The 26,111-nt window shown below is 70.2% G+C and carries 19 protein-coding genes; 11 read left to right on the forward strand and 8 right to left on the reverse strand.

All coding sequences use genetic code 11. From position 1 onward, the window contains the following. Nucleotides 1-7 precede the first annotated feature (7 nt). From MFF64_RS10120 to MFF64_RS10130, 3 genes are all read left to right on the forward strand, one after another. The gene (locus MFF64_RS10120; RefSeq protein WP_238190635.1) at nucleotides 8-514 is read left to right on the forward strand and encodes a CC0125/CC1285 family lipoprotein; all 507 of its coding nucleotides are present in this window, start codon (nucleotides 8-10) and stop codon (nucleotides 512-514) included. Between the two features lie 155 nt (nucleotides 515-669). Beyond that, a complete protein-coding gene (locus tag MFF64_RS10125; protein WP_238190636.1) occupies nucleotides 670-3,786 on the forward strand; it encodes a S8 family serine peptidase in 3,117 nt (1,038 codons plus the stop codon). Nucleotides 3,787-4,342: 556 nt separating this feature from the next. Continuing rightward, nucleotides 4,343-5,368, forward strand: a complete 1,026-nt coding sequence (locus MFF64_RS10130; protein ID WP_238190638.1) for a helix-turn-helix domain-containing protein — start codon at nucleotides 4,343-4,345, stop codon at nucleotides 5,366-5,368. Between the two features lie 72 nt (nucleotides 5,369-5,440). On the opposite strand, the gene MFF64_RS10135 is transcribed toward MFF64_RS10130, so the two are convergent. Both MFF64_RS10135 and MFF64_RS10140 read right to left on the reverse strand, forming a co-directional pair. Then, on the reverse strand, nucleotides 5,441-5,815 hold the full coding sequence (locus MFF64_RS10135; RefSeq protein ID WP_099900320.1) for a hypothetical protein: 375 nt from the start codon (nucleotides 5,813-5,815) through the stop codon (nucleotides 5,441-5,443). A 165-nt stretch (nucleotides 5,816-5,980) separates the two neighbouring features. Continuing rightward, nucleotides 5,981-6,271 (reverse strand): hypothetical protein, encoded by a 291-nt coding sequence (locus MFF64_RS10140; RefSeq protein ID WP_099900322.1) that lies wholly within the window; start codon nucleotides 6,269-6,271, stop codon nucleotides 5,981-5,983. A gap of 285 nt (nucleotides 6,272-6,556) precedes the next feature. On the opposite strand from MFF64_RS10140, the gene MFF64_RS10145 reads away from it, so the two are divergent. Next, on the forward strand, nucleotides 6,557-7,795 hold the full coding sequence (locus MFF64_RS10145) for a multidrug effflux MFS transporter (protein ID WP_099900324.1): 1,239 nt from the start codon (nucleotides 6,557-6,559) through the stop codon (nucleotides 7,793-7,795). Between the two features lie 121 nt (nucleotides 7,796-7,916). Further along, nucleotides 7,917-8,561: a transglutaminase-like cysteine peptidase gene (locus MFF64_RS10150; RefSeq protein WP_238190640.1), complete on the forward strand. Its 645-nt coding sequence runs from the start codon at nucleotides 7,917-7,919 to the stop codon at nucleotides 8,559-8,561. Here MFF64_RS10150 and MFF64_RS10155 read toward each other — a convergent pair. Continuing rightward, the gene (locus tag MFF64_RS10155; RefSeq protein ID WP_099906343.1) at nucleotides 8,545-8,826 is read right to left on the reverse strand and encodes a hypothetical protein; all 282 of its coding nucleotides are present in this window, start codon (nucleotides 8,824-8,826) and stop codon (nucleotides 8,545-8,547) included. The two genes, MFF64_RS10150 and MFF64_RS10155, sit on opposite strands and share 17 nt — an antisense overlap. Before the next feature lie 285 nt (nucleotides 8,827-9,111). Here MFF64_RS10155 and MFF64_RS10160 point away from each other — a divergent pair, with 285 nt between their 5' ends. Next, entirely contained in the window at nucleotides 9,112-10,488 is a 1,377-nt protein-coding gene (locus MFF64_RS10160) for an SGNH/GDSL hydrolase family protein (protein WP_099906345.1), read from the forward strand. Between the two features lie 7 nt (nucleotides 10,489-10,495). On the opposite strand, the gene MFF64_RS10165 is transcribed toward MFF64_RS10160, so the two are convergent. The 4 genes from MFF64_RS10165 to gltB form a co-directional block, all read right to left on the reverse strand. After that, on the reverse strand, nucleotides 10,496-12,673 hold the full coding sequence (locus tag MFF64_RS10165; RefSeq protein ID WP_099906341.1) for a TonB-dependent siderophore receptor: 2,178 nt from the start codon (nucleotides 12,671-12,673) through the stop codon (nucleotides 10,496-10,498). A gap of 407 nt (nucleotides 12,674-13,080) precedes the next feature. Beyond that, the gene (locus tag MFF64_RS10170; protein ID WP_099906339.1) at nucleotides 13,081-14,508 is read right to left on the reverse strand and encodes a glutamate synthase subunit beta; all 1,428 of its coding nucleotides are present in this window, start codon (nucleotides 14,506-14,508) and stop codon (nucleotides 13,081-13,083) included. A 45-nt stretch (nucleotides 14,509-14,553) separates the two neighbouring features. Continuing rightward, entirely contained in the window at nucleotides 14,554-15,156 is a 603-nt protein-coding gene (locus MFF64_RS10175; RefSeq protein WP_099906337.1) for a glutathione S-transferase family protein, read from the reverse strand. Nucleotides 15,157-15,354: 198 nt separating this feature from the next. Next, nucleotides 15,355-20,046, reverse strand: coding sequence for a glutamate synthase large subunit (gene gltB, locus MFF64_RS10180; RefSeq protein ID WP_238190643.1), 4,692 nt, complete (start codon nucleotides 20,044-20,046; stop codon nucleotides 15,355-15,357). 687 nt (nucleotides 20,047-20,733) lie between these two features. On the opposite strand from gltB, the gene MFF64_RS10185 reads away from it, so the two are divergent. Beyond that, nucleotides 20,734-21,792 (forward strand): threonine aldolase family protein, encoded by a 1,059-nt coding sequence (locus MFF64_RS10185; protein WP_099908698.1) that lies wholly within the window; start codon nucleotides 20,734-20,736, stop codon nucleotides 21,790-21,792. A gap of 107 nt (nucleotides 21,793-21,899) precedes the next feature. Here the strand turns inward: MFF64_RS10185 and MFF64_RS10190 are convergent, their stop codons facing one another. Beyond that, entirely contained in the window at nucleotides 21,900-22,802 is a 903-nt protein-coding gene (locus MFF64_RS10190) for a DMT family transporter (RefSeq protein ID WP_099908697.1), read from the reverse strand. Nucleotides 22,803-22,907: 105 nt separating this feature from the next. Between MFF64_RS10190 and MFF64_RS10195 the strand changes: the two genes are divergently transcribed. The 4 genes from MFF64_RS10195 to MFF64_RS10210 all read left to right on the forward strand — a co-directional run bounded on the left by MFF64_RS10195 (nucleotide 22,908) and on the right by MFF64_RS10210 (nucleotide 26,111). Continuing rightward, nucleotides 22,908-23,720, forward strand: a complete 813-nt coding sequence (locus MFF64_RS10195) for an IclR family transcriptional regulator (RefSeq protein ID WP_099908695.1) — start codon at nucleotides 22,908-22,910, stop codon at nucleotides 23,718-23,720. Nucleotides 23,721-23,870: 150 nt separating this feature from the next. Continuing rightward, nucleotides 23,871-24,599 (forward strand): protocatechuate 3,4-dioxygenase subunit beta, encoded by a 729-nt coding sequence (gene pcaH, locus MFF64_RS10200; RefSeq protein ID WP_099908693.1) that lies wholly within the window; start codon nucleotides 23,871-23,873, stop codon nucleotides 24,597-24,599. A gap of 4 nt (nucleotides 24,600-24,603) precedes the next feature. Next, the gene (gene pcaG / locus MFF64_RS10205; protein ID WP_099908691.1) at nucleotides 24,604-25,239 is read left to right on the forward strand and encodes a protocatechuate 3,4-dioxygenase subunit alpha; all 636 of its coding nucleotides are present in this window, start codon (nucleotides 24,604-24,606) and stop codon (nucleotides 25,237-25,239) included. A 38-nt stretch (nucleotides 25,240-25,277) separates the two neighbouring features. Continuing rightward, nucleotides 25,278-26,111: a 3-oxoadipate:acetyl-CoA acetyltransferase gene (locus tag MFF64_RS10210; protein ID WP_099908689.1), complete on the forward strand. Its 834-nt coding sequence runs from the start codon at nucleotides 25,278-25,280 to the stop codon at nucleotides 26,109-26,111.

Genomic DNA, 26,111 nt, shown 5'->3' on the forward strand with positions numbered 1-26,111 from the left:
CGTCCCGATGTCCTCGACCATCATGCGCTGCGCGGCGGCGGGCGCGGCGCTCCTCGCCGCCCTGGCGACCGGCGCCTGCCAGACCTCCTACAAGAGCAACAGCACCGGCATCGGCCTCACCGGCGGGGTGCGGGCCGAGGCGGTGACGCCGGACCTCTACCGCATCGAGGCGAGGGGCAACGGCTTCACCAGCAAGGGCCGGGTGCAGGACTTCGTGATGATGAAGGCGGCGGAGATCACCCTCGCCAATGGCCGCACGCACTTCCTCATCACGGATTCCCGCGACACCACCGAGCGGAACCAGTACCGCGGCCCGTCGCGCTCCGAGACCGTCTGGCGGGGCGATTCCCGCGTCACCACCACGACGCCCGGCTTCGTCAACACGGTGGTGCGTCCGGGAGAAGACGCCTATGTGCGCCTGCTCTCGAAGAGCGCGGGACCGCTGCCTCCGGAGGCGCTGGACGCCGCCGAGGTCAAGCGCGTGGTCGGCCCGCGCCTGCTCCAAGACGACTGACAGGACGACCGACCCGACGGCTTCGGTCCGTCGGAACCCGGCATCCGCGGGCGGGAGCCAAGCAGGCTCCCGCTCCCGGCCCCCCGTGTCTCGCTGAACCGGCGCGGCCGAACGGTCGCGCCACGACGCTGCGTCTCCTCTCAAGGTTTTCGGTCATGCTGCGCCATCGCGCTCCCCTGCTCGCCGGCCTGTCCGCCATCGCGCTCACGGCTTGGAACGATCCTGGCCGGGCGGCCGAGGCGGGCCCGCTGCCGGCCTTCGCCCGCATCGCGAACTCGGACCTCGCCGCGCAGCGCCCGCTGATCTCGCCATCGACGATCGGCCTCAGCGCCGTCGATTTCGAGACGCCGGAATACAAGCTGCAATACGGCCTCCCGTCGATGAACGCCGCGGCGGCCTATGCGCGGGGCTTCACGGGCGCCGGCGAGACGGTCGCGGTGGTGGATTCCGGCATCGACGCGAACCATCCGAAGTTCGACGGGCGGATCTCCGGCCTGTCGCGCAACTTCGACATCGGCGGCAGCAACCCGGGCGATGTCCGCGACAACCTCCAGCCGGAGGACCAGGGCCACGGGACGGCCGTGGCGGGCGTGGTCGCGGCGGCCCGGACCGGACAGAAGATCCACGGCGTCGCCTTCGACGCCGAGATCATGGCCCTGAGGGCCACGGGGAGCAACCGCGACACGGCCGCGGCGCTCTCGTACGCCGCCGATCAGGGCGTCCGCATCCTCAACGCGAGTTACGGACCGGGATTTCCACAGAAGCGGCTGCCCAACGGCTCGCCAAACCCCGATTACAAAGAACTCGAGATCTATGACATCAATGTCGGCGATCTATACAGGACCTCCACCAGCCTGAAGAAGGCGATGGATGGCGGCATGCTCGTGATCGCCGCTGCGGGCAATGACGGCATCGACCAGCCGATCATCGCGAAGAACCCGACGGGCATGTCGCTGTTTCCGTTCATCAAGCCATCGACCGCGAGGAGCGGCGACTACCGCTTGGTGGATGGAGAGGGAAGAGAGTTCCCGATCGAGGCGGATGACGAGGACAGCGACTTCTCACAGCTCTCCAAGTCGCTCATCACCGTCGTCGCCGTCGACAAGGACGCCACGATCGCGCCCTACAGCAACCGCTGCGGCGTCGCGGCCAACTGGTGCATGGCGGCGGTTGGCTCGATGGTCGGGACGACGGTGCCGCTGGGGACCGCCCCGAACGGCTCCGACTACGAGTTCAAGTTCGGCACCTCCTTCGCGGCCCCGCAGGTCGCCGGCGCCGCCGCGGTGCTGCGCCAGGCCTTCCCGTTCATGACCGCGCCGCAACTCGCCCAGACGCTGCTCACGACGGCCACCGACCTCGGCGATCCGGAGATCTACGGCTGGGGCCTCCTGAATCTCGGCCGCGCCGTCGACGGCCCGGGCCTGTTCACCTCGACCTGGGACGTCGACACCCACGGCTATTATGGCCGCTTCGCCAACCCGATCGGCGGTCCGGGCGGCCTGGTGAAGCGGGGCGCCGGCATCCTGGAACTCGCCGGGGCCAACCAGTACGAGGGCGCGACCGAGGTGCTCGGCGGCACCCTGGTGCTCAACGGGTCGGTGACCTCGCCGGTGATCGTCGAGTACGACGGGACCCTGCGCGGCACCGGCCGCATCGCCTCCTCGCTCGCCAGCAACGGCATCGTGCGCCCGGGCAACTCCCCCGGCACCCTGACGGTGGCCGGCCCGGTGGCCTTCGGGCCCGACAGCCTGCTCGCCCTCGACATCGACGGGACCCGGACCGGCAGCGGCGCCGGCAGCCATTCCCGCCTGCTGGCGACCGGCACCACCGCCACGGTGGCGGCCGGCGGCGCTCTGGTGCCGATCCTGCGCGGCATCACGGGCGACGCCTCGAACGCCTACACGCCGGCCCTCGGCACCCGGTTCGGGGTGCTCGGCGCCGCAGCGGGCCTGTCCGGCTCCTTCGCGGGACTGGCCCAGCCGACGAGCGGCCTCGCCGCCGGCACCCGCTTCGACGCGCTCTACCGCGCGACCGGCCTCGACCTCGTGGTGACGCCGGCCCGCTACGCGGCGCTCCAGGCGGTCGGCCTGCGGCAGACCGGCAACGAACGGGCGGTGGGCGCCGCCCTCGACGCGGCGCGTCCGGACGCCGGCACCCGACCCGACGCCCTGCGCGCTCCCCTCTACGACGCGCTTTACGCCAGCACGCCCGCGTCGCTGCCGGGCGCACTCGCCAGCCTGTCCGGTCAGACCTACGGCGACGCCGTGATGGCCGACCTCTCCGCCCGGCGCCTCGCCGGGGCGGCCCTCGACCGGCACCTCACCCTCGGCACCGGGCTCGGCGTCAGCGTATCGGCCGGCCGTGGCGGCGCCGGGCTCGGCCCGAATCTCGACCTGCGGGCGAAGCCCGGTGCCGCCACGGCGGCGCTCGCGGTGGGCGAGGGACGGTTCTGGGGTGATGCCGTCTACGGCTTCGGCACCCGCAGCCGGGACGCTGCGGCCGGCGGCGCGGGCTTCGACGCCGGCGGCGTCATCCTCGGCCTCGACCGGCAGGTCTCCGCGACCACCCTGGTCGGCGGCGCCTTCACCTACCTGCGCGGCGAAGGCAGCTCGAACGGTGCCGTCCGCGACCTCGGCCGGTTCAGCAACGACAGCTACGGCGGCACGCTCTACGGCATGACGCGCGTCGAGGCGATCGAGCTGCGCGGCACCGTCAGCGGCGGCATCACGACCGGCCGCATCACCCGCGACATCGCGGTCGGCAGCCTGCAGCGCAGCGTGAGCGGGTCGCTCTCCGGCCCGAATGCCGGCGCCTCGGCCTTCGCCGGCACCCGCATCGCCGCCGGGATCCCCGGCACGGCGGTGATCCCGGAGGCGGGGCTCTCCTACGATTACCTCGGCCGCGGGCGGGTCGCCGAGGCGGGAGCGGCCGGGCTCTCGGCGGCGACCCGCGACGTCAACGCCCTGCGGTCCCTCCTGGGCGCCCGCCTGGCCTCGGACGTCGTGCTTCCCGGCGCCGCCCCCCTGCGGTTCGACCTGCGGGCCTACTGGGCGCACGAGCTCGCCGACACGACGGCCCTGGTGCAGTCCCGCCTGTTCGGAACCGGCTTCTCGGCGGCGACCAGCCGGCTCGCCCGCGATGGCGCCGTGCTGGGCGCGAGCCTGAGCGGCGAGATCGCGCCCGGCTTCGCCCTGCAGGCGGGCTATACCGGCGAGATCCGGGCCCGGGCCGACGCCCATCTGTTCTCGGCCGGGCTCACTGCCACCTGGTAGGCCCGAGCGGATCTCGCAAAAGCGGTCGCCGGTTTCGCAACGGAAATCTGCGACAAGACAAGAAGCCAAGCGGCGGACGCGTGGGCCTGCCAGCGCAAGTCTGCATGGAGCGGCGTCCGATCGCCCTGAAATCGGACGCCGCTCCAGTCTTTTGATTTTGCCGCATCGTCTGCGACGAATTGGTCTCCACATCGTCGGAAACTGTCCGGACAGACCAGCGCTGCGCCGTCGGGGACGCGCTCTTCCATCGGGGTGCGGCGCCGACCTGCGCTCCCCCATATCCTGACCGCCCGTGTCCTCGTGAGCACAACTTGATCGCGTCGCGTGAATGACGACGACACCCGGCGTTTTGGCATTGACGCAGCGCTTCCGCGTGCCCATCCTTTTTTGTGCATTGCTGAAACGGGTTTGTCTCATTTCGACTTTCCCGCGACGGTACTTTCGACGCACTCGACGGGCGTTCATGTCGAACATGCACGCCTCAACTCACGAGAGGCCGCGTTCATCCTCGCAGGATGCGACAGCGGCACCAGGCCGGGCGGTGGACGCTGACGCGATGGCGGAGAACGCGGCGACGGACTTGATGCTCGAGCGCCTCGAAGCCGAGCAGCAATTCGCCCTCTGGCACGACCTGGTGCAGCCTCTCTTCCGGGTCAGCCTCGACGAGGAATCGGCCGCCGGCTTCCGGGCCGAGGTGCAGGCGGTCCCGGTCTCCGACGCCCTGCTGACGACCGCGACGTCGCGGGCGCAATCCTTCGAGCGCAGCATGGGCGACGTCCGCAGCTCCGGCTGGGACCATGTCGTGATCCAGCATTACGTCAGCGGCGGCTTCGAGGGGCTCTGCGGCGAGCGGGCGGTCTCGGTCGCGGCCGGGGACATCAACGTCCTCGACCTCAACCGCACCCTGCGCACGCGGGCGACGGATTTCTCCAACCTCACGCTGATCCTGCCGCGGGACCGCCTGCCGATCGCCGGGTCGCACGACCTGCATGGGCGCGCGATCGGCCGGGGCAGCGCCCTCGCGACGGTGATCGGGAGCCACCTGCGCAGCCTGGCCGAGCATGCCGGGTCCCTCTCCCCGCGGGAGGCGAGCGCGGCCCTCGACGCGCTCTGCCTGCTGCTCTCGGGCAGCGACTTGCGGGAGGCCGATCCGCTCGTGCGCGCGGCGGCGAGCGCCAGCGCCCACGAGCGGATCTGCGCGCATATCGACCAGTACCTTGACGACCCGACCCTGAGCCCCGCCGGCATCGCGGCGGCCTGCCGGGTGTCGCGGGCGACCCTGTACCGGCTGTTCGGCTTCGACGGCGGCGTCATGGCCTACATCGCCGGGCGCCGGCTCGACCGGGCCTTCACGGCCCTGAGCCGGCCGGATGACGGGCGCACCAGCATCGCGCAGGTGGCCTATCGCAGCGGCTTCGCCAGCGAGACGCATTTCAGCCGCTCGTTCCGGGCCCGGTTTGCCATGACCCCGCGGGACGCCCGCCGCCTCGCCCGCGAGGGCCTGCATCCGGTCGCGGCGGCGCCCGGCCTGAGCCCGCGCGACTGGGTGGGGACGATCCGGCGCCTGCGGGAAACCTTCTGAGGGCGGGACCGTCTTCCGAGAGCTTGGCAAGCCTGAGGATCTGCTGGTTCCGGGACAGGCGCCCTGCGGCGGTCAGGGCAGCGCGCCGATCAGCTCCTTGGCACGGGTCATCGTGTCGTTGCAGGCCTGGGCGTTGCCGGCGCGGTCCTGGTCGCGCGCCGTGGCGATCAGGCCGCGCGCCTCGGCGATCCGGCCGGCCTGCGGCGCGGTCGCGGGATCGCTCGGCTTTCCCGCCGGCGGGGCAGCCAGAGCCTTGGGTGAGGCCTCCTTGGGTAAGGCCTCCTTGGGCGAGCCTCGCGTCGTCGGCGCGTCGCCGGTCACCGCTGCGGCACCGGGGCTCTCGAGCCGGCGCTCGATCGTGGCAATCTGCTCCGCGCAGGGCGTGGCCGCAGCGGCGGTTGCGGCGAGCGGCACCAGAATCGAAGCCGCGATGAATGTCCCTCGCATCGGGGAGCCTCCTGCCCGAAGCCGCCTCTCGCGGGCGGCAGCCCCGGGCAACGGATGACCTCACCACCGGTTCGCGCTGCGGATCACGGCGTCGGTGTCGCACGGCGCCCGGCCGCCGCGCGCATCGGCGGCCTGTCTCGGGCGCCCCGCCTCGGCGCCCAGCCTTCAACTCCTGCCCTGGCGCGCCGCCGCCGCCGCGACGAGGCGCAGCACCTCGCGGCGGGCCTCGGGATCCGTGATCCGGTTGAAGGTGCGCAGGAGGTCGACCGCCTGCCGCTCGAAGCTCCTGTCACCGTCACGCTCCACCCCGGGGCCGGGGACCGGATCGATCGAGATCCCGAGCAGGGCCTCGATCTCGCGCAGCCGGCGGATCGACAGGCTCTCGGCCGAGACAGCGTCGTCATCGCCGCGAGAGGGGTTCGGCTGGCGGCCGGAATCGAACACGCCATCGGACATCGGCACCTCCTGCCCCCGAGCACGGTGCCCGGGGTCGCGTCGCGGCTGCCGCGCCCCCGCTCGCAGCGCCGTGAAAGTCTGATTATTGTCCTGCTCGTTCGCAGACAAACAAGATGGATCGTCTCACTCAGATGTGATGAGCGACCCGCTCCGAACGGGTGAGCGCCCGGACAAGCGGCGGTCACGGCTGGGCTCAGCCATTCCCGACCGGCATGCCTCGTGCGGTCGGCATCGCCTTACAGAGAATGAGCCCCTGAAGGACCGTGAGCGGACCGAGTCATGACGATGTCACCGAGGCGTTCCGGCGAAGCTCAGGATCAAGCCTGCCCGCCTCACCACGCATCCTCGCCTCGCCCGGCCTCTTCGCCTCATGGACGAGCGTCGCTGCCGCTTCTCGTCGCCGTGACCATGACCGGGACGGTGGCCCTGCACATCTTCGTGCCCGCCCTCGCGGCGGCGGCGGCCGATCTCGGCACCACACCGGTCGCGGCGCAGCTGACGATCACCCTCTACCTCGTCGGCCTCGCCTGCGGGCAGCTGGTCTACGGGCCGCTCTCGGACCGGTTCGGCCGTCGCCCGGTGCTGATCGCCGGCCTGTCGCTCTACCTCGCGGGGCTCCTCCTGGCGATCCCCGCCCCCTCGATCGAGGTGCTGATCGTCGCCCGGGTGCTGCAGTCGCTCGGGGCCTGCGGCTCGCTGGTGCTCGGCCGGGCGATGGTGCGGGACGTCTCGACCTCCGCGGATGCCGCCCGCAAGATCGCGATCCTGACCATGGCGATGACGCTGACCCCGGCCCTGGCGCCGGCGATCGGCGGCCTCGTCGCCGGCGCCTTCGGCTGGCGGGCGGTGTTCGTGGTGCTGGCGGCGGTGGTGGCCGTCCTCGGCGCGCTCGTGGTGCTGACCCTGCCGGAGACCAATCGGCGGCTGGTCGCGCTGCCGGGCATCGGTGCCGTCGCGGGGGCTTACGTGCGCCTCCTGCGCAACTCGACCTACCGGGCCTACCTGCTCGCCGGGGCCTGCGCCGGCACCAGCCTCTACGCCTTCCTGGCGGTGGCGCCGTTCCTCCTCGTCGACCGGCTCGGCCGCTCGTCGCAGGAGGTCGGGCTCGATTGCCTGATCGTGGTGGCGGGGATGGTGGCCGGATCGGCAGCGGCCGGGCGCCTGGCCGGGCGGATGCCGATTCAGCGGGCGGCCCGGATCGGCAACGGCCTCTGCCTCGCCGCGGCCCTGGCGCTGCTGGCGATCGACCTCAGCGGGCATCTCACGGTGGTGACGCTGCTCGCGCCCCTCGTGCTCTACGCGGTCGGCATCGGGCTCCTCGGGCCGAACGCGGTGGCGGGCCTGATGAACGTCGATCCCCACGCGGCCGGCTCGGCCTCGAGCCTCTACGGCTTCATGCAGATGGCGCTCGGCGCCCTGTTCACGCTCGTGGTCGCCACGTGGCACGACGGCTCGGCGACCCCGGTCGCGGCGACGCTGCTCGGCGCCGCCGCGATCGCCGCGCTCTCGCTCCGGCGGGTGTGAGCCGAGCCCGCACCGGCCTGTGAACAGACGTTAACCTTTTCTTAACTCGGCCGTTGCCCTCGCGGACCCGGCGTGCGACCAATTCGTTAACGAGAGCTTAACGGTTGCGGGTGCGGGTCGGATGCGTATCGCGGGTCGCAAGGGCGGAATTGGAATCGCGCAGGCCCTGGCCGTGGCTGCCGGGCTGCTGGCTTCGGTGAGCGGGGCGGGCAGCCAGACCCTGGCGGGGCTCCCGGCCGTCACCCTTCCGGCCGCTGCCGTCGGCGAGGCCCGGCCGGTCCCGGCCTGGGTCGAGTTCTGTACCCGCTACGGGTCGGAATGCGCGGTGGATGCCGGCGAGCCGGCGCAGGTGACGCTGACGCCGCGGCTGTGGCAGACGGTCACCGGCATCAACCGGCAGGTCAACACCAGCCTGCGCGCCGTCACCGACCAGGAGCACTGGGGCGTGCCGGACCGCTGGGACCTGGCCGAGGACGGCTCGGGCGATTGCGAGGACTTCCAGCTGCTCAAGCGCAAGCTGCTCGCCCAGGCCGGGCTGCCGCGGCGCGCGATGCGGATGACGGTGGTGATCGACGAGAAGGGCGAGGGCCACGCCGTGCTGATGCTGCGCACCGACCGCGGCGATCTGGTCCTCGACAACAAGACCAGCGCCGTGCTGCCCTGGCACAAGACAGGTTACACCTTCATCAAGCGCGAGGGGGACGAGAGCGTGCGCTGGGTCTCCCTCGGCCGGGCGGTGTCGCCGGTCGTCACGGCGAATCGCTGAGACCGGCCCCGTACCGGGTAGCCAGAACCGCGCTCGCCAGCTCGGCGCTGCCATTCGTCCAGGGCAGCGCCAGCACCACACGCACGCCCGGCGCCGGTGCCGGGGCGACCGGCCGCACCATCGGCGCGGTGATCGGCGCCGGGTCGAGCGCCGGGCGTAAGGTGAGGGCTGCGGCCTCGCGGCCGCCCCGGCTCAGAAGGACGCCAGACCCGATCGCGAGGATGAGCGCGGCCTGGAACCCCAGCCGCCGTATCGTCCGAAACATCTGAAAGCACCCGCCTGTCGTGCGGCGACGTGTTGTAATCCGTCGCTCGCCTGGAACACATCATCGGCCTGAGCTGCTTAACGGCCGGTCGTCACCGCGCCCGGTCACCTCTTCTGGCGTCGGCGATGTTCTGCAATGCTGAATGGAGCTTTTACACTTCCATTCATCATCCCCTAACCTTGACGGGTGGCGAACGCGCCGGCCCGCGGATGTGCCGGGTGGGCCGGAGCCGGTTGCCGCGCTATACTCATCGCCATGAGGATGGCCATGAGGATGGCCATGAGGATGCGGACGAAGCCGGGGACGATGCGGATGGGGTGGCCGACGGGAAGGACGCTGTCGCACGTCGTCCTCTGGAGCCTGCTCGCAGGCCTTGGCCTGCCTGAGGCGGCCCGAGCGCAGTATTATGACGACGGCTACGGCTACCGCCGCGCTCCGGCGTACCGGCCCGCGCCTGCGCCCGAGCCGCAGCGGCAGTTCTACTGGCCCTGGGAGGACCGCCCCTCGGCGCAGCCCCAGGCGCAGGATCCCGGCCGGCCCGCCTATCGCGGCGCCTACCGCACCCCCCGTCCGCGGCGGGAGCGCGAGGTGGTGCATAGCCGCGAGGGTCGCTCGGTGCAGCGACCCAAGCCCCGCCCGGCCCCGGTCGTGGCCAAGCCCGCCGCCCCGAAGCCGAAGACCGATCCGCGCACGCAGATCGCGGTGTTCGGTGATTCCCTCGCCGAGCTGCTGGGCCAGGGCCTCGACACGGTCTACGAAGCGAACCCGGAGGTGGTGGTGATCCGCCGCGCCAAGGGCGACAGCGGCCTCGTGCGCAAGGACGTGGTCGACTGGCCGAAGGCGGCGGAGGACTATCTCAAGTCCAACCCGAAGGTGTCCTACGCGGTGGTGATGGTCGGCGCCAACGATCGCCAGGCCTTGCGCGACGGCGACCAGACGATCGAGCCCCTGAGCGAGCGCTGGCGCGCGCTCTACCGCGAGCGGGTCGACGCGCTCCTGAAGGTCTTCACCGACCGCAAGGTGCCGGTGGTATGGGTCGGCGAACCGCCGATGAAGAGCGATACCCTGTCGGCCGACATCACCTCGCTCAACGAGATCTTTCGCGATCGGGTGCAGCGGGCGGGCGGCGTCTACGTCGATATCTGGCCGGCCTTCGTCGACGAGAACAACCGCTACGCCGCGAACGGGCCGGACCTCGAAGGGCAGCAGGCGCGCCTGCGGACCTCCGACGGCGTGCACTTCACCCAGGCCGGCGCCCGCAAGGCGGCCCACTTCGCCGACGTCGAGATCAAGCGGCTGCTCGAGGCGACGACCGGCGCCCCGGCGCTGCCGGACGCCGTCTCGCCCCTGGCCCCGGACGCGCCACCGCCGGCGGTGGGCGAGGCCAAGCTCGACGACGACGCGGCGATCGACCGGCTCATCACTGCGATGCTGCCGAGCCTGCCGGAGCCGCCGGGCATCCCGGCCCTGCCGGTGAAGCCCGCCGCCGGCCCGGTCCTGCCGCTGACCCGCAACGACGTCGCGCCGGGCGGTCAGCTCGTCACCGGCCGGCCACGGATCGACCGCGACACCGGCTACACCCTGGAGCGCAGCCTGACACGCGGCGCGGCCCCCCCGCCCCAGCCCGGCCGGGCCGACGATTTCCGCTGGCCGCGGGGGTGACGGCGTTCTACAGCCGCGCCGTGAGCGTCGCCAGCACCGAGAACGGGGCCCCCGGCAGGTTGTTGAACTGATTGAACGGCTGCTCGATGTAGCGCGCGTTGGTCAAATTCTTTAAATTCAACGAGAATCGGGCGTGCTCGTTGAGGTCGTAGAACACGGCCGCATCGACGCGGGTATAGGCCCCGACCTTGTAGGTGTTGGTGATGTCGCCGAAGCGCGAGCCGACATAGGTCAGGCCGGCGCCGACGCCGAGGCCGCGCCAGACGCCCTCCTGGACCTGGTACGTCGTCCAGACGCTGCCACTGAATAGCGGCGCCGCCTCGAGCCGGTTGCCGACCGGGATAGTCGTATCACGCGTCACCCGGGCATCAGTGTAGCCGACACCGCCGATGACCTTCCAACCCGGCAGGATCGTCCCGGCGAGATCGGCCTCGACGCCCTTCGAGCGCTGCTGCCCGGTGATGATCGAGAAGCCGGTATTGACCGGATCGTTCGCCGCGACGTTGTTGCGGGTGATGTCGAACACCGAGGCGGTCAGGCTCAGGTCCGGCGTGAAGTCGAAGCGGGTGCCGACCTCGATCTGCTCGCCGGTCTCGGGCGGCGGGTTGGCGGCGTTGAAGACGTTCGCGGTCTGCGGCTTGAACGAGGTCGTGTAGCTCGCGTAGAGCGCCAGCGGCTCGACCACACGGTAGATCAGCCCGACCCGCGGCGACACACCCGACAACTCCTGGTCGGGCGGGATCGTGCGCGAGGTCGGCGTGCGGCTGAAATAGAACTGCGTGCCGGTGTCGTAGCGCACGCCGAGCAGGAGCTGCAGGCCGTAGCCGAGATCGATCTGATCCTGGGCGTAGAGCCCGGTCAGTTCGTTTTTCTGCTTGAGATCGCTCTGCAGCGACAGCGCGCCTGGCAGCGCGAGGCCGGGGACGGGATTGAGGAAGCTTACCGAGGAGAGCGCCCCCTGCGTGGTCACTGCCCGCCGGTAGCCGTTGAAGTACTCGACGCCGAGCAGCGTGGTGTGGCGCAGGCCGAGGAAGTCGAACTTGGCCACCAACTCGGTCTGGCTGTCGACGGAGGCGTAAGTCGAGGTCGCGGCGGTGGTGCGGCGCGTGACCGTGAGCCCGTTGGCCGAGATGCCGGTGGCGCGGGCCGCGATCGCGTCGAAGCTGCCGCTCTGGGCATTGAGCACCTGACGCAGCATGAGGTGCTCGTTGAAGTCGTGCTCGACTTTCAGCGTGCCGAAATTCGCGTTGGCATTGTAGCGCGAGAACGGCTCGCCGTAGTAGCGCGAGATGTTGTCGAGCGGCACCCGCCCGTTCCGGGCGATCAGGCCCTCGTCGTAGACCGTGTCCTGCCGGGTGAACTCACCGATGAACGAGACCCGGGTGTCCGGGCTCGGGTTCCAGGTCAGTGCCGGGGCGATGAAGAAGCGGGAATTGTCGCGCCCGGCGAGGTCTCGGAAGGTCGGATCGACTTGCGTCCCGAAGCTGAGGCGGGCCGCCACCCCGTCGACGCCCGGCACCGGGCCCGACGCCGAGCCCTGGACCCGCCGGAAGCCGAAACTGCCGCCCTGGATGCTGGCATCCGCCGTCGGCACCAGGCTCGGCTGACGGGTGACGATGTTGATGACGCCGCCCGGATCGCCGCGGCCGTAGAGCACCGAGGCCGGCCCTTTCAGCACCTCGATCCTCTCAACATCGGCGAGATCGCGCTGAACCGGGTAGAAGTTGCTGGCTTGGTTCATGAACACGCCGTCGATGGCGTAGGTCTGGGTCCGGAAGCCGCGGATGATGAAGGTGTCGCTGCGGCCCTGGATGGTGCCGCCCGGCTGAACGTTGCTGACGTTGAGCAGCGCGTCGGTGAGCCGGGTCTCCTGGCGGTCGACCAGGACCTCGCGGGGCACGACATTGACGGTCTGCGGGATGTCGCGCAGCGGCGTGTCAGTCTTCGTTGCGGTGGCGCTGCGGGTGGCGCGGTAGCCCTGCACCGGACCGGTGGCGGTCTCGGCGAATGGTGGAATTCCCGCGGGCTGCGACGGACCGGCGACCGTGATGGTGTCGAGGGCGATGGCCTCGCCGGATTCCTGCGCCCCCGCGCCGCCAGCCCCGAGGATCGGCGCCGCACCCGCGAGCAGAGCGACGAGCAGCGGCGACCGACGTCGGTTCGCGGGGCAAGTGGTAGAACGCACGGGAACCTCGGACAGCGGATTTGGACTTCCCGCGGCGTAATTGCGCAGCGTTCCCCGATCAATCGTCACATTGGAGCAAGGTTTGGAACGGCTCCAGCCCTGGTCGCAATCGCCATCAGTGTGACTTTGGAGCACCTGTCGCACTGTTCGTGGCAGGATATCGACCGTCGATCACTCGATCTCCACTTTATGAATTAGAATAGATACAAAATGTAAAGCTGTGGGGTGAGCGGCAGCCGCGACGGCATAGGATTCGAAATCTTGCGGGTCTGGCTCTCCCCTGCTTGGCTTGGCGCCTGAACGACGACGGGACCCGCCCCGGATGGAGCGGATCCCGTCATCGACGATCGAACCTGGCCCGGCGGGGAGATCTCCCCGCCCACAAGATCCCGCAGAGGACCCCGCCGTTAGAGCGGCAGGGTCGTCGCTCCCATCAGCGCTTCGTCGATGGCCCGCGCCGCCTGCCGGCCCTCGCGGATCGCCCAGACCACCAGGGACTGGCCGCGGCGCATGTCGCCCGCCACCCACACCTTGTCGTTCGAGGTGCGGTACTGGGTGTCGTCGGCCAGAACGTTGCCGCGCTTGTCGCGGGCGACGCCGGATTCCTCGATCAGGCCCTTCGCCACCGGACCGGCAAAGCCGATCGCCATGAAGACGAGGTCGGCGGGCAGCAGGAACTCGGAGCCGGCGATGGGCTTCCTCGCCTCGTCGACCCGGGCGCAGACGACGCCCTTCACCTTGCCCTTCTTGTTGCCCTCGATGCGCAGGGTCGCGGCCTGGAACTCGCGCTCCGCTCCCTCCGCCTGGCTCGACGAGGTGCGCATCTTGGTCGCCCAATAGGGCCACACGGTCAGCTTGTCCTCGCGCTCCGGCGGGCGCGGGCGGATGTCGAGCTGGGTGACCGAGAGCGCGCCCTGGCGGAAGGCGGTGCCGACGCAGTCCGACGCGGTGTCGCCGCCGCCGATCACCACCACGTTCTTGCCGGCGGCGAGGATCGGCTCCTCGGCCGTGGCGGTCTCCTGACCGACGCGGCGGTTCGACTGGACGAGGTACGGCATGGCGAAGTGTACGCCCTCGAGCTCCTGACCCGGCAGGCCGGGATCGCGCGGGGCCTCGGCGCCGCCGGCGAACAGCACGGCGTCGAACTCGTTGTGCAGGCTGGCGAAGGAGCGGGTGACGCCGACGTTGACGCCGTAATGGAACTGCACGCCCTCGGCCTCCATCTGCCGCACCCGGCGGTCGATGTGGCGCTTCTCCATCTTGAAGTCGGGGATGCCGTAGCGGAGCAGGCCGCCGGCCTTCGGCTCGCGCTCGAAGACGTGGACGTCGTGGCCGACGCGGGCGAGCTGCTGGGCCGCCGCGAGGCCGGCCGGGCCGGAGCCGATGACCGCCACCTTCTTGCCGGTCTTCACCTCGGCCGGCTCAGGCACGACCCAGCCCATGCTCCAGGCCTTGTCGGCGATCGCCTGCTCGATGGTCTTGATCGCCACCGGCTGGTTCTCGAGGTTGAGGGTGCAGGCCTCCTCGCAGGGTGCGGGGCAGATGCGGCCGGTGAACTCCGGGAAATTGTTGGTGGAGTGCAGGTTGCGCGCCGCCTCCTCCCAATCCGCATTGTAGACGAGGTCGTTCCAGTCCGGGATCTGGTTGTGGACCGGGCAGCCGGTCGGGCCGTGGCAGAACGGGATGCCGCAATCCATGCAGCGCGCCGCCTGCTTCTTCAGGTCGTGCTCGTCGAGCGGCAGGGTGAATTCGAGGAAGTGGCGCACGCGGTCGGCCGCGAGCTGATACTTCTGCTCCTGCCGGTCGAATTCGAGGAAGCCTGTGACCTTGCCCATCGGTGGAGTGCTCAGTTCGTGAAGTGATCGGGCCGGCGGCGGGTCTTAAGCGACCCCGGCGACGGTGGCGGATGTGGGGAGCGCGTCCCCGCAACGGGTGAGCCAGGCCCGGATCGCGGGCCGGCCCGAGAGATCGAATCCGCCCTCGTCGGCGAATTGCGTATAGGCGAACAATGCGACGTCCGCGATGCTGACGGCGTCGCCGACGAACCAGTCGGCGGCGGTCAAGTGTCGCTCCATGAGGTCGAGGGCGGCCTCGCCGCCCGCCACCCGTCTCGGATCGCGGGTCTCGGCCGGTTCGCCCCGGTAGCGCATGTGGAAGCGGCAGACCGCGATGGTCGGCTCGTGGCTGTACTGCTCCCAGAACAGCCACTCGTCGATCTTGGCCTGGATCCACGGATCGTCCGGCAGCAGGGACGAGCCGCGGGCGAGGTGGCGGATGATCGCGTTCGATTGGGCGAGGCAGCGACCATCGGGGAACTCGACGCCCGGCACCTGTCCGGCGGGGAAGCGGGCGAGGTAATCGGCGGTGCGCGTCTCGCCCCGCAGGATGTCGATCGGGATCCACTCATAGGCGAGCCCGAGGTGATCGGCGACGTACCGCACCTTCAGGCAGTTGCCCGACATCGTGTCGCCGTAGACCTTCACCGCGGTTTCTCCGTGCGTCTCCGATCGTTCGTTAAGGCGCCACCCCAACCCTCCCCCCCTGCGGGAGAGGGGACGCCGCCCCCGGAAAGGTCGCGACCATCATGACAGGCGCCATCTGAAGCAGCGTCGCGCTGCCCCTCTCCCGCCCCGCTCCGCGGGGCACCCTCCCCCGCAGAGGGGGGAGGGTTCAGGTCGGCGCTACTCCGCCGCCACCGGCATCCGGGCCCGCTCCATCTCGCGCAGCGCCCGCCGGTACTCGACCGGCATCACCTTCACGAACTTGGTGCGGTAGGTGTCCCAGTTGTCGATGATCGCCTTGGCGCGCACCGAGCCGGTATACTTCAGGTGGTTGTTGATGAGCCCGACGAGGCGTTCCTCGTCGTGGCCCGACATGTCGGCCAGGATGTCGATGCGCCCCTTGGTCTCCAGGTCGCCGTCCTGGTGGAAGCGGCGCATGAACTCGTCCTCCTCCTCGACCGGCTCGAGATCGACCATCGACAGGTTGCAGCGCTTGGCGAAGGACCCGTCCTCGTCGAGCACGTAGGCGATGCCGCCCGACATGCCGGCCGCGAAGTTGCGCCCGGTCTCGCCGATCGACACGACGACGCCGCCGGTCATGTACTCGCAGCCGTGGTCGCCCATCCCCTCGACCACCGCGATGGCGCCCGAGTTGCGCACCGCGAAGCGCTCGCCGGCCGCGCCGCGGATGTAGGCCTCGCCGGCGATGGCGCCGTAGAGCACGGTGTTGCCGACCATGATGGTGCGGTCCGACGGCGAGCCGAGCGCATCCGAGGGACGGATGATCAGCTTGCCGCCTGACAGGCCCTTGCCGACATAGTCGTTGGCGTGGCCGGTCAGGCTGAGCGTCACGCCGGCGGCGAGCCAGGCGCCGAAGCTCTGGCCGGCGGTGCCGGTGAGCTTCACCGTCAGGGTGTCGTCGGGAAGCCCCTCGTGGCCGTGCGCCTTGGCGACGGCGCCGGAGAGCATCGCCCCCGCGGCCCGGTCGGAGTTGCGGATCACGTCCTCGACGGTCACCGCCGCGCCGGTCTCGATCGCGTCGCCGATGGCCGAGAGGAGCCGCCGGTCGAGGACCTGGTCGATCGGGTGCTTCTGGGTCTCGACGTGGCGAAGCGCGACCGTCTCCGGCACGTCCGGCTTGTGGAACAGCCGGGTGAAGTCGAGGCCCTTGGCCTTCCAGTGCGAGATCGCCGCGAGCTTGTCGAGGTACTCCGAGCGCCCGATCAGGTCGTCGAGCTTGGTGACGCCGAGGGACGCCATCAGCTCGCGCACCTCTTCGGCCACGAAGAAGAAGTAGTTGATGACGTGCTCGGGCGTGCCCTTGAAGCGCTTGCGCAGCACCGGGTCCTGGGTCGCGACGCCGACCGGGCAGGTGTTGAGGTGGCACTTGCGCATCATGATGCAGCCGGCCGCGATGAGCGGCGCGGTCGAGAAGCCGAACTGGTCGGCGCCGAGCAGCGCCGCGATCAGCACGTCCCGGCCGGTGCGGATGCCGCCATCGGCCTGGAGCGCCACCCGGCCGCGCAGGTGGTTGAGCACCAGCGTCTGCTGGGTCTCGGCCAGCCCGATCTCCCAGGGACCGCCGGCATGCTTGATCGAGGTGAGCGGCGCCGCGCCCGTGCCGCCGTCGAAGCCCGAGATCGTGATGTGGTCGGCGCGCGCCTTGGCGACGCCGGCCGCCACCGTGCCGACGCCGACCTCCGCCACCAGCTTGACCGACACATCGGCCGCCGGGTTGACGTTCTTGAGGTCGAAGATCAGCTGAGCCAGGTCCTCGATCGAGTAGATGTCGTGGTGCGGCGGCGGCGAGATCAGGCCGACGCCCGGGGTCGAGTGGCGGACCTTGGCGATCTTGGCGTCGACCTTGTGGCCGGGCAGCTGGCCGCCCTCGCCGGGCTTGGCACCCTGCGCCACCTTGATCTGCATCATGTCGGCGTTGACGAGATACTCCGCCGTGACGCCGAAGCGGCCGGACGCCACCTGCTTGATCGCCGAGCGGCGCGAGCGGCCGTCCGGCAGCGGCCGGTAGCGCTCGCGCTCCTCGCCGCCCTCGCCCGAGTTCGAGCGGCCGCCGAAGGAGTTCACGGCGATCGCCAGGGTCTCGTGCGCCTCCTTCGAGATCGAGCCGTAGGACATCGCGCCGGTGGCGAAGCGCTTCACGATCTCGGCCGCCGGCTCGACCGCGTCGATCTCGACCGGGGTCCGGCCGATCTCGGCCGCGCTCTTGATCCGGAACAGGCCGCGGATCGTCTTGAGGTGGTTCTCCTGCTCGTTCACCATCTTGGCGAACGCCCGGTAGCGGTCCGGCAGGTTGAGCCGCACGGCGTGCTGGAGCGTCGCGACGGTGTCGGGCGTCCAGGTATGGGCCTCGCCGCGCAGGCGGTAGGCGTATTCGCCGCCGACATCGAGGGCGGTGCGGTAGACCGGCGCGTCGCCGAAGGCGTCGCGGTGGCGACGCACCGTCTCCTCGGCGATCTCGGCCATGCCGACGCCTTCGATGGTGGTGGCCGTGCCGAAGAAGTCGCGCTCGACGAAGGCCGAGTTCAACCCGATCGCGTCGAAGATCTGCGCGCCGCAATAGGACTGGTAGGTCGAGATGCCCATCTTGGACATGACCTTGAGCAGACCCTTGTCGATCGACTTAATGTAGCGATAGACGATCTCGTCGTCGGTCAGCTCGGGCGGCAACTCGTCCTTCATCGCGATCAGCGTCTCGAAGGCGAGGTAGGGGTTGATCGCCTCGGCGCCGTAGCCGGCGAGACACGCGAAGTGGTGCACCTCGCGCGGCTCACCCGATTCGAGCACGAGCCCGACCGAGGTCCGAAGTCCTTTGCGGATCAGGTAGTTATGCACTGCGGCGGTGGCGAGCAAAGCCGGGATCGGGATCCGGTCCGGGCCGACGGCGCGGTCGGACAGCACGATGATGTTGTAGCCGCCGCGCACCGCCGCCTCGGCGCGGTCGCAGAGACGGTCGAGGGCGCCCTCCATCGCCTGCGCGCCGGTCTCGGCCGGATAGGTGATGTCGAGAGTCTTGGTGTCGAAGCGGTCCTCGAAATGGCCGATGCAGCGGATCTTCTCCAGGTCCGCGTTGGTCAGGATCGGCTGGCGCACCTCGAGGCGCTTCTTGCGCGAGGTGCCCTCGAGGTCGAGGATGTTCGGCCGCGGCCCGATGAACGAGACGAGGCTCATCACGGCCTCCTCGCGGATCGGATCGATCGGCGGGTTCGTCACCTGCGCGAAGTTCTGCTTGAAGTAGGTGTAGAGCAGCTTCGGCTTGTCGGAGAGCGCCGAGAGCGGCGTGTCCGTGCCCATCGAGCCGACCGCCTCCTGGCCGGTCACGGCCATCGGCTGCATCAGGAGCTTGAGATCTTCCTGGGTGTAGCCGAAGGCCTGCTGGCGATCGAGCAGCGACACGTCGGTGCGCGACTCGCGCGGCTGCACCGGGCGCAGGTCCTCGAGCACGATCTGGGTGCGCTTCAGCCACTCCTTGTAGGGGTGGGCGGCGGCAAGCTCGCTCTTGATCTCCTCGTTGGAGACGATGCGGCCCTTCTCCAGGTCGATCAGCAGCATCCGGCCGGGCTGCAGGCGCCAGGACGAGACGATCTTCTCGTCCGGAATCGGCAGCACGCCCATCTCGGAGGCGAGCACGACGAGCCCGTCATCGGTGACGAGATAGCGGGCGGGGCGCAGGCCGTTGCGGTCGAGGGTGGCGCCGATCTGGCGGCCGTCGGTGAAGCACAAAGCGGCCGGGCCGTCCCACGGCTCCATCAGGGCGGCGTGGTACTCGTAGAAGGCACGCTGCTCGTCGCTCATCAGCGGGTTGCCGGCCCACGCCTCGGGCACGAGCATCATCATCGCGTGGGCGAGCGGGTAGCCGCCCTGGACGAGGAACTCGAGCGCGTTGTCGAAGCAGGCGGTGTCGGACTGTCCCTCGTAGGAGATCGGCCAGAGCTTCGAGATGTCGTTGCCGAACAGCTCCGAATCGACGCTGGCCTGGCGCGCCGCCATCCAGTTCACGTTGCCGCGCAGCGTGTTGATCTCGCCGTTATGCGCCACCATCCGGTAGGGGTGCGACAGGCGCCAGGTCGGGAAGGTGTTGGTGGCGAAGCGCTGGTGCACGAGCGCCAGCGCCGAGACGAAGCGCTCGTCCTTCAGGTCGAGGTAGTAGTGGCCGAGCTGGTTCACCAGCACCATGCCCTTGTAGACGATGGTGCGCGAGGACAGCGAGACCGGGTAGAACTCCTTCAGCCGCTCGTCCTTGAGGGTGTAGACGGCGTTCGAGATCACCTTGCGGACGAGGAACAGCCGGCGCTCGAAGGCGTCCTGGTCGGCGCTGGAGGCCGGGCGGCCGATGAACACCTGGCGGTGGCGCGGCTCGCTCAGCCGCACGCTCTCGCCGAGGTCGCTCGAATCGACCGGCACGTCGCGCCACCCAAGCAGCGTCAGGCCCTCGTCGGCGATCGCCTTCTCGACGATTCCCTCGACGACCTTAAAGCCCTCCTCGTCCTGCGGCATGTAGAGCTGGCCGACGCCGTAATGGCCGGCCTCCGGCAGCGCGATGCCGAGGCGCTCGGCCTCCGCCGCGAAAAAGCCGTGCGGGACCTGCACCAGGATGCCGCAGCCGTCGCCCATCTTCGGGTCGGCGCCGACGGCGCCGCGATGGTCGAGGTTCTCGAGGATCTGCAAGCCCTGCTGGACGATGGCGTGGCTCTGCCGGTTGTGCATGTCGGCGATGAAGCCGACGCCGCAGGCATCCTTCTCGTTGCCGGGGTTGTAGAGGCCCTGGCGCGCCGGCAGCGCCGGATCGCGCACGACGAGGGCGGGGACGGCCTGCCCGCGGGTGGTCTGTTGGGACTGATCCGTGCCGCTCATCGTCTGGTCTCCCAAGGTCCGGTCTTCATCACTGGCTCGCGGGCGAGCGTGCTGGTCTGCGTCGAAGGGGCCGGGCGCTCCGGCCGTAGAAAAGTGCCTGCCTCTGGGGCAGACAGGTCTGCCTCAGCGGCAGGCTAGCCCACCGTCACGGGCGGGCGAAGTGGCGCGGACAGCCGCAGGGGCGCCGCGGGCGTGCGAGCCGAGGGCACGGCCGCCGCCTGTGTTCTTTTAGTCCGCGGGAGGGTCGGTCGCGTCTCGCGAAGGGAGCGCCCGCACCTCGCGAGCGCCCGGCAGGCTGGTGTCAGCCGGCGTGCGCCCGCACCGCCCGAATGGCGGCGCGTTTGGTATCTCGTTTGGCCGTCGTGCAAGCCACAAGCCAGCGCCCTTGCGACCCGGGGGCGCGGGGCCCGACCGGGAAAATGGGACAGCGGTACTGTCCTAACTCGCGGAACCTGCCAGATTTCAACCGCTCCAGCAAGAGGCCATTCGGTCCGGGCTTGTGCTTTTCTTGCGTTTCGCGGCCGGGATCGGCAATGAAACACCGAAACCGGGAGAGGCTGCGCATCTTTCCCCCGCGGCGGTACCGTATGACCCTCAAGACATGACGGTCATGAGTCGGCGTGCCTCGCCCCGGCCGGCCCCGCCCGCCATGATGGCCGGGAGCATGATCGAGGGACTTGCAGGCCGATGAACTTCGCGAGCGACAACGTGGTGGGGGCGAGCGCTCCGGTTCTGGAGGCGATCGTGCGCCACAATGGCGGGGCGATGCCGGCCTATGGCGCCGACCCGCTGACGCTCGGGCTCACCCCGCGCTTCCGCGGGCTGTTCGACCATGCCGACCTCGCAGTGTTCCCGGTTGCCACCGGCACCGCGGCCAACGCGCTCGCGCTCTCCGTGATGGTGCCGCCCTTCGGCCTCTGCCTGTGCCACGAGGAGGCGCACGTCATGGAGGACGAGTGCGGCGCGCCGGAATTCTACACCCACGGCGCCAAGCTGCACGGCCTGCCGGGCGCAGGCGGCAAGATCGCGCCGGATACCCTGGACGGATTCCTGTCCGGCCTGACCCGGCACGTGAAGCAGATGCCGCCCCGCGCGCTCACCCTGTCGCAGCTCACCGAGAGCGGGCAGGTCTACACGGTCGAGGAGATCACGACCCTGAGCCGCATCGCCCATGCCCACGGGCTCACCGTCCACATGGACGGGGCGCGCTTCGCCAACGCGCTCCAGTCCTTGGGCTGCTCACCCGCCGAGATGACCTGGCGCGCCGGCATCGACGTCCTCTCGTTCGGGGCGAGCAAGAACGGCGCGCTCGCCGCCGAGGCGATCCTGGTCTTCCGTCCCGACCTCGCCGAGACGCTGGAATTCCGCCGCAAGCGCGCCGGCCACATCCTGTCGAAGGGCCGTTTCCTCGCCGCCCAGCTCGACGCCTATCTCGACGGCGACCACTGGCTGAAGAACGCCGCCCACGCCAATCGGATGGCGGCGCGCCTCGCCGCGGGCCTGTCCGAGATCCCCGGCGTGCGCCTGGCCTGGCCCGTTCAGGGCAACGAGCTCTTCCCGATCCTGCCGGCCGGGCTCGACGCGGCTCTCCGCCGGGGCGGCGCGATCTATTACGACTGGGCGAGCCGCAGCCTGCCCGAGGGTGAGGCCGTGCGCGAGGGCGAGCGGATGATCCGCCTGATCACCGCCTTCTCGACGACGGAAGCGGAGGTCGAGGACTTCCTGGCGCTGGCGCGGCGGGCGTGAGGCTGTACGGGTAAACAAGAGACACGGGCCTTCCCCTCTCCCCGCCCACGGGGAGAGGGGGAATCAGCGCTTCTTCCTGTCCGCGAACAGCCCTGCGGCGGGCGGCGTCACACCGCCCCCTCCTCCCCCGGCGGCGCGACCCGCGGGCGCTCCTGATAGAGCAGGTACAGCCCCGAGGCCGCCACCACCGCGCCGCCGATCACCGTCCAGTGGTCCGGCAGATGGCCGAAGATCAGGAAGCCGAGGAGCACCGCCCAGAGCAGGTGGGCATAGGCGAAGGGCGCGAGGGTCGAGGCCGGGGCGCGGCGATGGGCGAGGATCAGGAGCCAGTGCCCGAGCGCCCCGAAGAAGCCGACCGAGAGGATCCCGAGCCAGATCGAGGGCTCTGATGGCGTCTCCCACAGGAAAGGCAGGAACGGCGCCGTCAGCACCGAGCCGACGAGACCGGTGTAGAACATCGTCGTCTCGGGCGGGTCATGGGCGGCGAGCATCCGCGTGACCACGATGTAGACTCCATTGACGAGGGCGGTCACCACCGCGAGCAAGGCCGCCGGGTGCATGCCCGACACGCCCGGCCGGCTCACCACCAGAACGCCCGAGAACCCGACCAGCACCGCGATCGTCCGCCGCCAGCCGACCCGCTCGCCGAGGAGCGGCCCGGCGATCAGCGCCACCACCAGGGGCGAGGCGAAGGTGATCGAGGTCACCTGCGGCAGCGGCAGGTAGCGGAGCGCCACGAACGCGCACATCGTGGCGGTCACCAGGCACAGGGAGCGCAGCACCTGCAACCCGGGCTTTCGCGTGCGCATCAGCCCGACGATGTCGCGCCGCGCGGCGAGTACCACCGCCACGATGACGAAGCTGACGATGTAGCGCACGGCGACGATCAGCATCGGGCTCATCGTCCCGCTGAGGAACTTCGCCGAGGCGTCGATGGAGGCGAAGCCCGCCACCGCGCTCAGCATCAGGGCGATGCCGATCAGGGTCTCCCGCTGGCCCGTGCCGCGCATGCCCCCGTCTCCCCTCTCACATCACGAGTCTTGACTTAGAACGGAACTGAGTTCAAATCCAGAACTGCGTTCCAGATTTGCGGGCGCGAGACACGAGCACGTCAGATGGCCGGCTCCCTGCTGCGGCGCGCCCTGGACCTGGTGGAACTCCTCGCGAACCATCCGCGGGGGCTCCCGCTCCAGACCATCGCCGAGACGCTGGATATCCCGAAGAGCGGCGCGCACCGGCTCCTGGCCGAGCTCGCCGAGCATCAATACGTCGTGCAGGACGGCGAGACCGGCCGCTACCTGCTCACCACCAAGTTCGCGACGCTGGGCCTCAAGCATCTCTCGCGCACCGGCGTCGTCGATATTGCCCAGTCGGTGCTCAACCGGCTGGCGGATCTGAGCGGGGAACTCGCCCGCCTCGCGGTGGTGGATTACCCGCGCCTCGTCTGGGTGGCGAAGGCGCAGGGCGCCCGCACCGGCCTGCGCTACGACGGCGACATGGGCACCGAGGCGCGGCTCTCCACCACCTCGACCGGCATCGCGTGGCTCGCCAGCCTCACGGACGAGGAGGCCTTGAGCCTGGTGATGCGCCAGGGCCTAGGTGCTCCCGAGACGTGCGGCCCCAACGCGCCGCGCACGGTCGCCGCCCTGATGACGCTGGTGAACGAGGCCCGCGCCCGCGGCTATGCCTGGGTGCAGGACACCAACACCCCGGGCGCCGCCGCGATGGCGGCCAACATCGTGCATCCGCAGACCGGCCGGGCGATCGGCAATCTCAGCGTCGCCGGTCCGAGCCTGCGCCTCACCGAGGCGCAGCGCGACGCCATCGCGCCGGACCTGCTCGCCGCCGCCGCCGACCTGTCCTCGGTCGGTGCCTTCTCCGAGTATCTCGGGGCGCTCGGCGGCCGGGCCCGAGTGGCGTCCGGATAACGCGATGTCCTGACGACACCCTCAAAATGGCTCGGGCCCCGGGACGGTGATAAATTCCGTGGGCGCGTCGAACGACCGGGCCGCAAGAGCCACCGAGGATCAACCCTCGCACGACCGTCACGGGCCCCGAAGGAGCCCCAGGAGGAAGCGATGACCCATGCCGACAGCGAGTTCCTGCAGAGGGACCGCTCGATCCATCCGCCGGCCTTCACGCCGGACTACAAGACGAGCGTGCTGCGCTCGCCGCGCCGGGCAATGCTGTCGCTGCAATCCTCCCTGTCGGAGGTGACCGGCCCGACCTTCGGGCACTCGGAGCTCGGCCCGCTCGACAACGACCTGATCCTCAACTACGCCCGCGAGGGCGAGCCGATCGGCGAGCGGATCTTCGTCCACGGCCATGTCCGCGACGAGAACGGCCGCGGCATCCCCCACACCCTGGTCGAGTTCTGGCAGGCCAATGCGGGCGGGCGCTACCGCCACCGCAACGACCGCTACCTCGCGCCGATCGACCCGAATTTCGGCGGGTGCGGCCGGACGATCACCGACGAGAACGGGTTCTACTACTTCCGCACGATCAAGCCCGGGCCCTATCCCTGGCGCAACTTCCTCAATTCCTGGCGCCCGGCGCACATCCACTTCTCGGTGTTCGGCACCGGCTTCGCCCAGCGCCTCATCACCCAGATGTACTTCGAGGGCGACCCGCTGATCTGGCGTGATCCGATGGTGCTCGGCATCCCCGACCGCTCGGCCGCCGAGCGGCTGATCGCCCCCCTCGATCTCGGCGCCGCGGTGCCCCTCGACATGCTCGCCTACAAGTTCGACATCGTACTGCGCGGACGCCAGCAGACGTTGTTCGAGAACAAGCTCCAGGGGAACTGAGACAATGGTCCAGCCGCTTCCCGTCCGCCTCCAGGAGACGCCGTCCCAGACCGCGGGTCCCTACGTCCATATCGGGCTGATCCCGCACCAGGCCGGCTTCGACATCTTCGAGACCAACTTCTCCAACGTGCTCACCGGCCCGGACACGAGGGGCGAGCGCATCCGGATCGAGGGCCGGGTCTTCGACGGCGCCGGGTCGCTGGTGCGCGACGCCTTCATCGAGATCTGGCAGGCCAACGCCGCCGGCCGCTACAACCACCCGGCCGACCGCCAGGAGGGCAAGCCCCTCGACGAGGGTTTTCGCGGCTGGGGCCGCACCGGCTCGGACTTCGAGACCGGCCTGTGGCACTTCGAGACGGTCAAGCCCGGCCCGGTCGACGGCCGGAAAGGGCATCGCCCGATGGCGCCGCACATCAACCTCTGGATCGCCGCCCGCGGCATCAATATCGGCCTGCAGACCCGGCTCTACTTCGCCGACGAGACCGAGGCGAATGCCGACGACCCGGTGCTGAACCTCGTCGAGCGCGGCCCGCTGCGCGACAGCCTCTTGGCGAAGCGCGAGGAGCGCGACGGCAAGGCCGTCTACGTCTTCGACATCCATCTCCAGGGCCCGCACGAGACCGTCTTCTTCGACGTCTGACCCGCGCCACCGACGAGAGCAAGAACCAGGAGACCACCATGAACCCCGTCGTCATCGCCGTCGCGATCACCGGCTCGGTGCCGCGCAAGAAGGACAACCCGGCGGTGCCCACCACCGTCGCCGAGCAGGTCGAGTCGACCCACCAGGCCTTCGAGGCCGGCGCCACCCTCGTCCACATCCACGTCCGCAACGACGACGAGTCGCCCTCCTCCGACCCGGACAAGTTCGCCGCCGTCCAGGAGGGCGTGCGCAAGCACTGCCCCGGCATGATCGTGCAGTTCTCGACCGGCGGCCGCGGCCGCGACCCGAGCGCGCGCGGGCTCTCGCTGGTCCACCGGCCCGACATGGCCTCGCTCTCGACCGGCTCGGTCAACTTCCCGAGCATCGTCTACGAGAACCACGCGACGCTGGTGAACGACCTCGCCGGTTCGATGCACAAGCATGGGATCCGGCCCGAGATCGAGATCTTCGACCTCTCCCACATCCACGGCGCCAAGCGGCTGATCGAGGAAGGGCTGATGGATGCCCACCCGCACGTGCAGTTCGTGATGGGCGTGAAGAACGCGATGCCGGCCGACGAGCACCTGCTCGACATCCTGCTCGCCGAGACCCGTCGGGTGATTCCGGGCGCGACCTGGACCGCCGCCGGCATCGGCCGCGAGCAGGCCCGCGTCATGGGCTGGGCGCTGGCCCGCGGGGCGGATGCGGTGCGCACCGGGCTCGAGGACAACATCCGGGTGACCAAGGACCGGCTCGCGGCGAGCAACGCAGAGCTGGTCTCGCTGGCGGCCGAGATGGTGACGCGCCACAACCGCCGCGTCGCGACGCCGGCGGAGGCGCGCGCCCTCCTCCACCTGAAGCCCGCGGCCTGA

The sequence above is a fragment of the Methylobacterium frigidaeris genome (assembly GCF_022179185.1).
Taxonomy (GTDB): Bacteria; Pseudomonadota; Alphaproteobacteria; order Rhizobiales; family Beijerinckiaceae; genus Methylobacterium; species Methylobacterium frigidaeris.

Excerpts from the sequence above, each read along its gene's own strand:
- MFF64_RS10155 (WP_099906343.1), bottom strand. The coding sequence starts at position 8,826 with ATGTTTCGGACGATACGGCGGCTGGGGTTCCAGGCCGCGCTCATCCTC.
- pcaH (WP_099908693.1), top strand. The coding sequence starts at position 23,871 with ATGACCCATGCCGACAGCGAGTTCCTGCAGAGGGACCGCTCGATCCAT.
- MFF64_RS10135 (WP_099900320.1), bottom strand. The coding sequence starts at position 5,815 with ATGCGAGGGACATTCATCGCGGCTTCGATTCTGGTGCCGCTCGCCGCA.
- MFF64_RS10185 (WP_099908698.1), top strand. The coding sequence starts at position 20,734 with ATGAACTTCGCGAGCGACAACGTGGTGGGGGCGAGCGCTCCGGTTCTG.
- MFF64_RS10170 (WP_099906339.1), bottom strand. The coding sequence starts at position 14,508 with ATGGGCAAGGTCACAGGCTTCCTCGAATTCGACCGGCAGGAGCAGAAG.
- gltB (WP_238190643.1), bottom strand. The coding sequence starts at position 20,046 with ATGAGCGGCACGGATCAGTCCCAACAGACCACCCGCGGGCAGGCCGTC.
- MFF64_RS10130 (WP_238190638.1), top strand. The coding sequence starts at position 4,343 with ATGGCGGAGAACGCGGCGACGGACTTGATGCTCGAGCGCCTCGAAGCC.
- MFF64_RS10150 (WP_238190640.1), top strand. The coding sequence starts at position 7,917 with ATGCGTATCGCGGGTCGCAAGGGCGGAATTGGAATCGCGCAGGCCCTG.
- MFF64_RS10125 (WP_238190636.1), top strand. The coding sequence starts at position 670 with ATGCTGCGCCATCGCGCTCCCCTGCTCGCCGGCCTGTCCGCCATCGCG.
- MFF64_RS10190 (WP_099908697.1), bottom strand. The coding sequence starts at position 22,802 with ATGCGCGGCACGGGCCAGCGGGAGACCCTGATCGGCATCGCCCTGATG.
- MFF64_RS10145 (WP_099900324.1), top strand. The coding sequence starts at position 6,557 with ATGTCACCGAGGCGTTCCGGCGAAGCTCAGGATCAAGCCTGCCCGCCT.
- MFF64_RS10140 (WP_099900322.1), bottom strand. The coding sequence starts at position 6,271 with ATGTCCGATGGCGTGTTCGATTCCGGCCGCCAGCCGAACCCCTCTCGC.
- MFF64_RS10160 (WP_099906345.1), top strand. The coding sequence starts at position 9,112 with ATGCGGACGAAGCCGGGGACGATGCGGATGGGGTGGCCGACGGGAAGG.
- MFF64_RS10195 (WP_099908695.1), top strand. The coding sequence starts at position 22,908 with ATGGCCGGCTCCCTGCTGCGGCGCGCCCTGGACCTGGTGGAACTCCTC.
- MFF64_RS10210 (WP_099908689.1), top strand. The coding sequence starts at position 25,278 with ATGAACCCCGTCGTCATCGCCGTCGCGATCACCGGCTCGGTGCCGCGC.
- MFF64_RS10120 (WP_238190635.1), top strand. The coding sequence starts at position 8 with ATGTCCTCGACCATCATGCGCTGCGCGGCGGCGGGCGCGGCGCTCCTC.
- pcaG (WP_099908691.1), top strand. The coding sequence starts at position 24,604 with ATGGTCCAGCCGCTTCCCGTCCGCCTCCAGGAGACGCCGTCCCAGACC.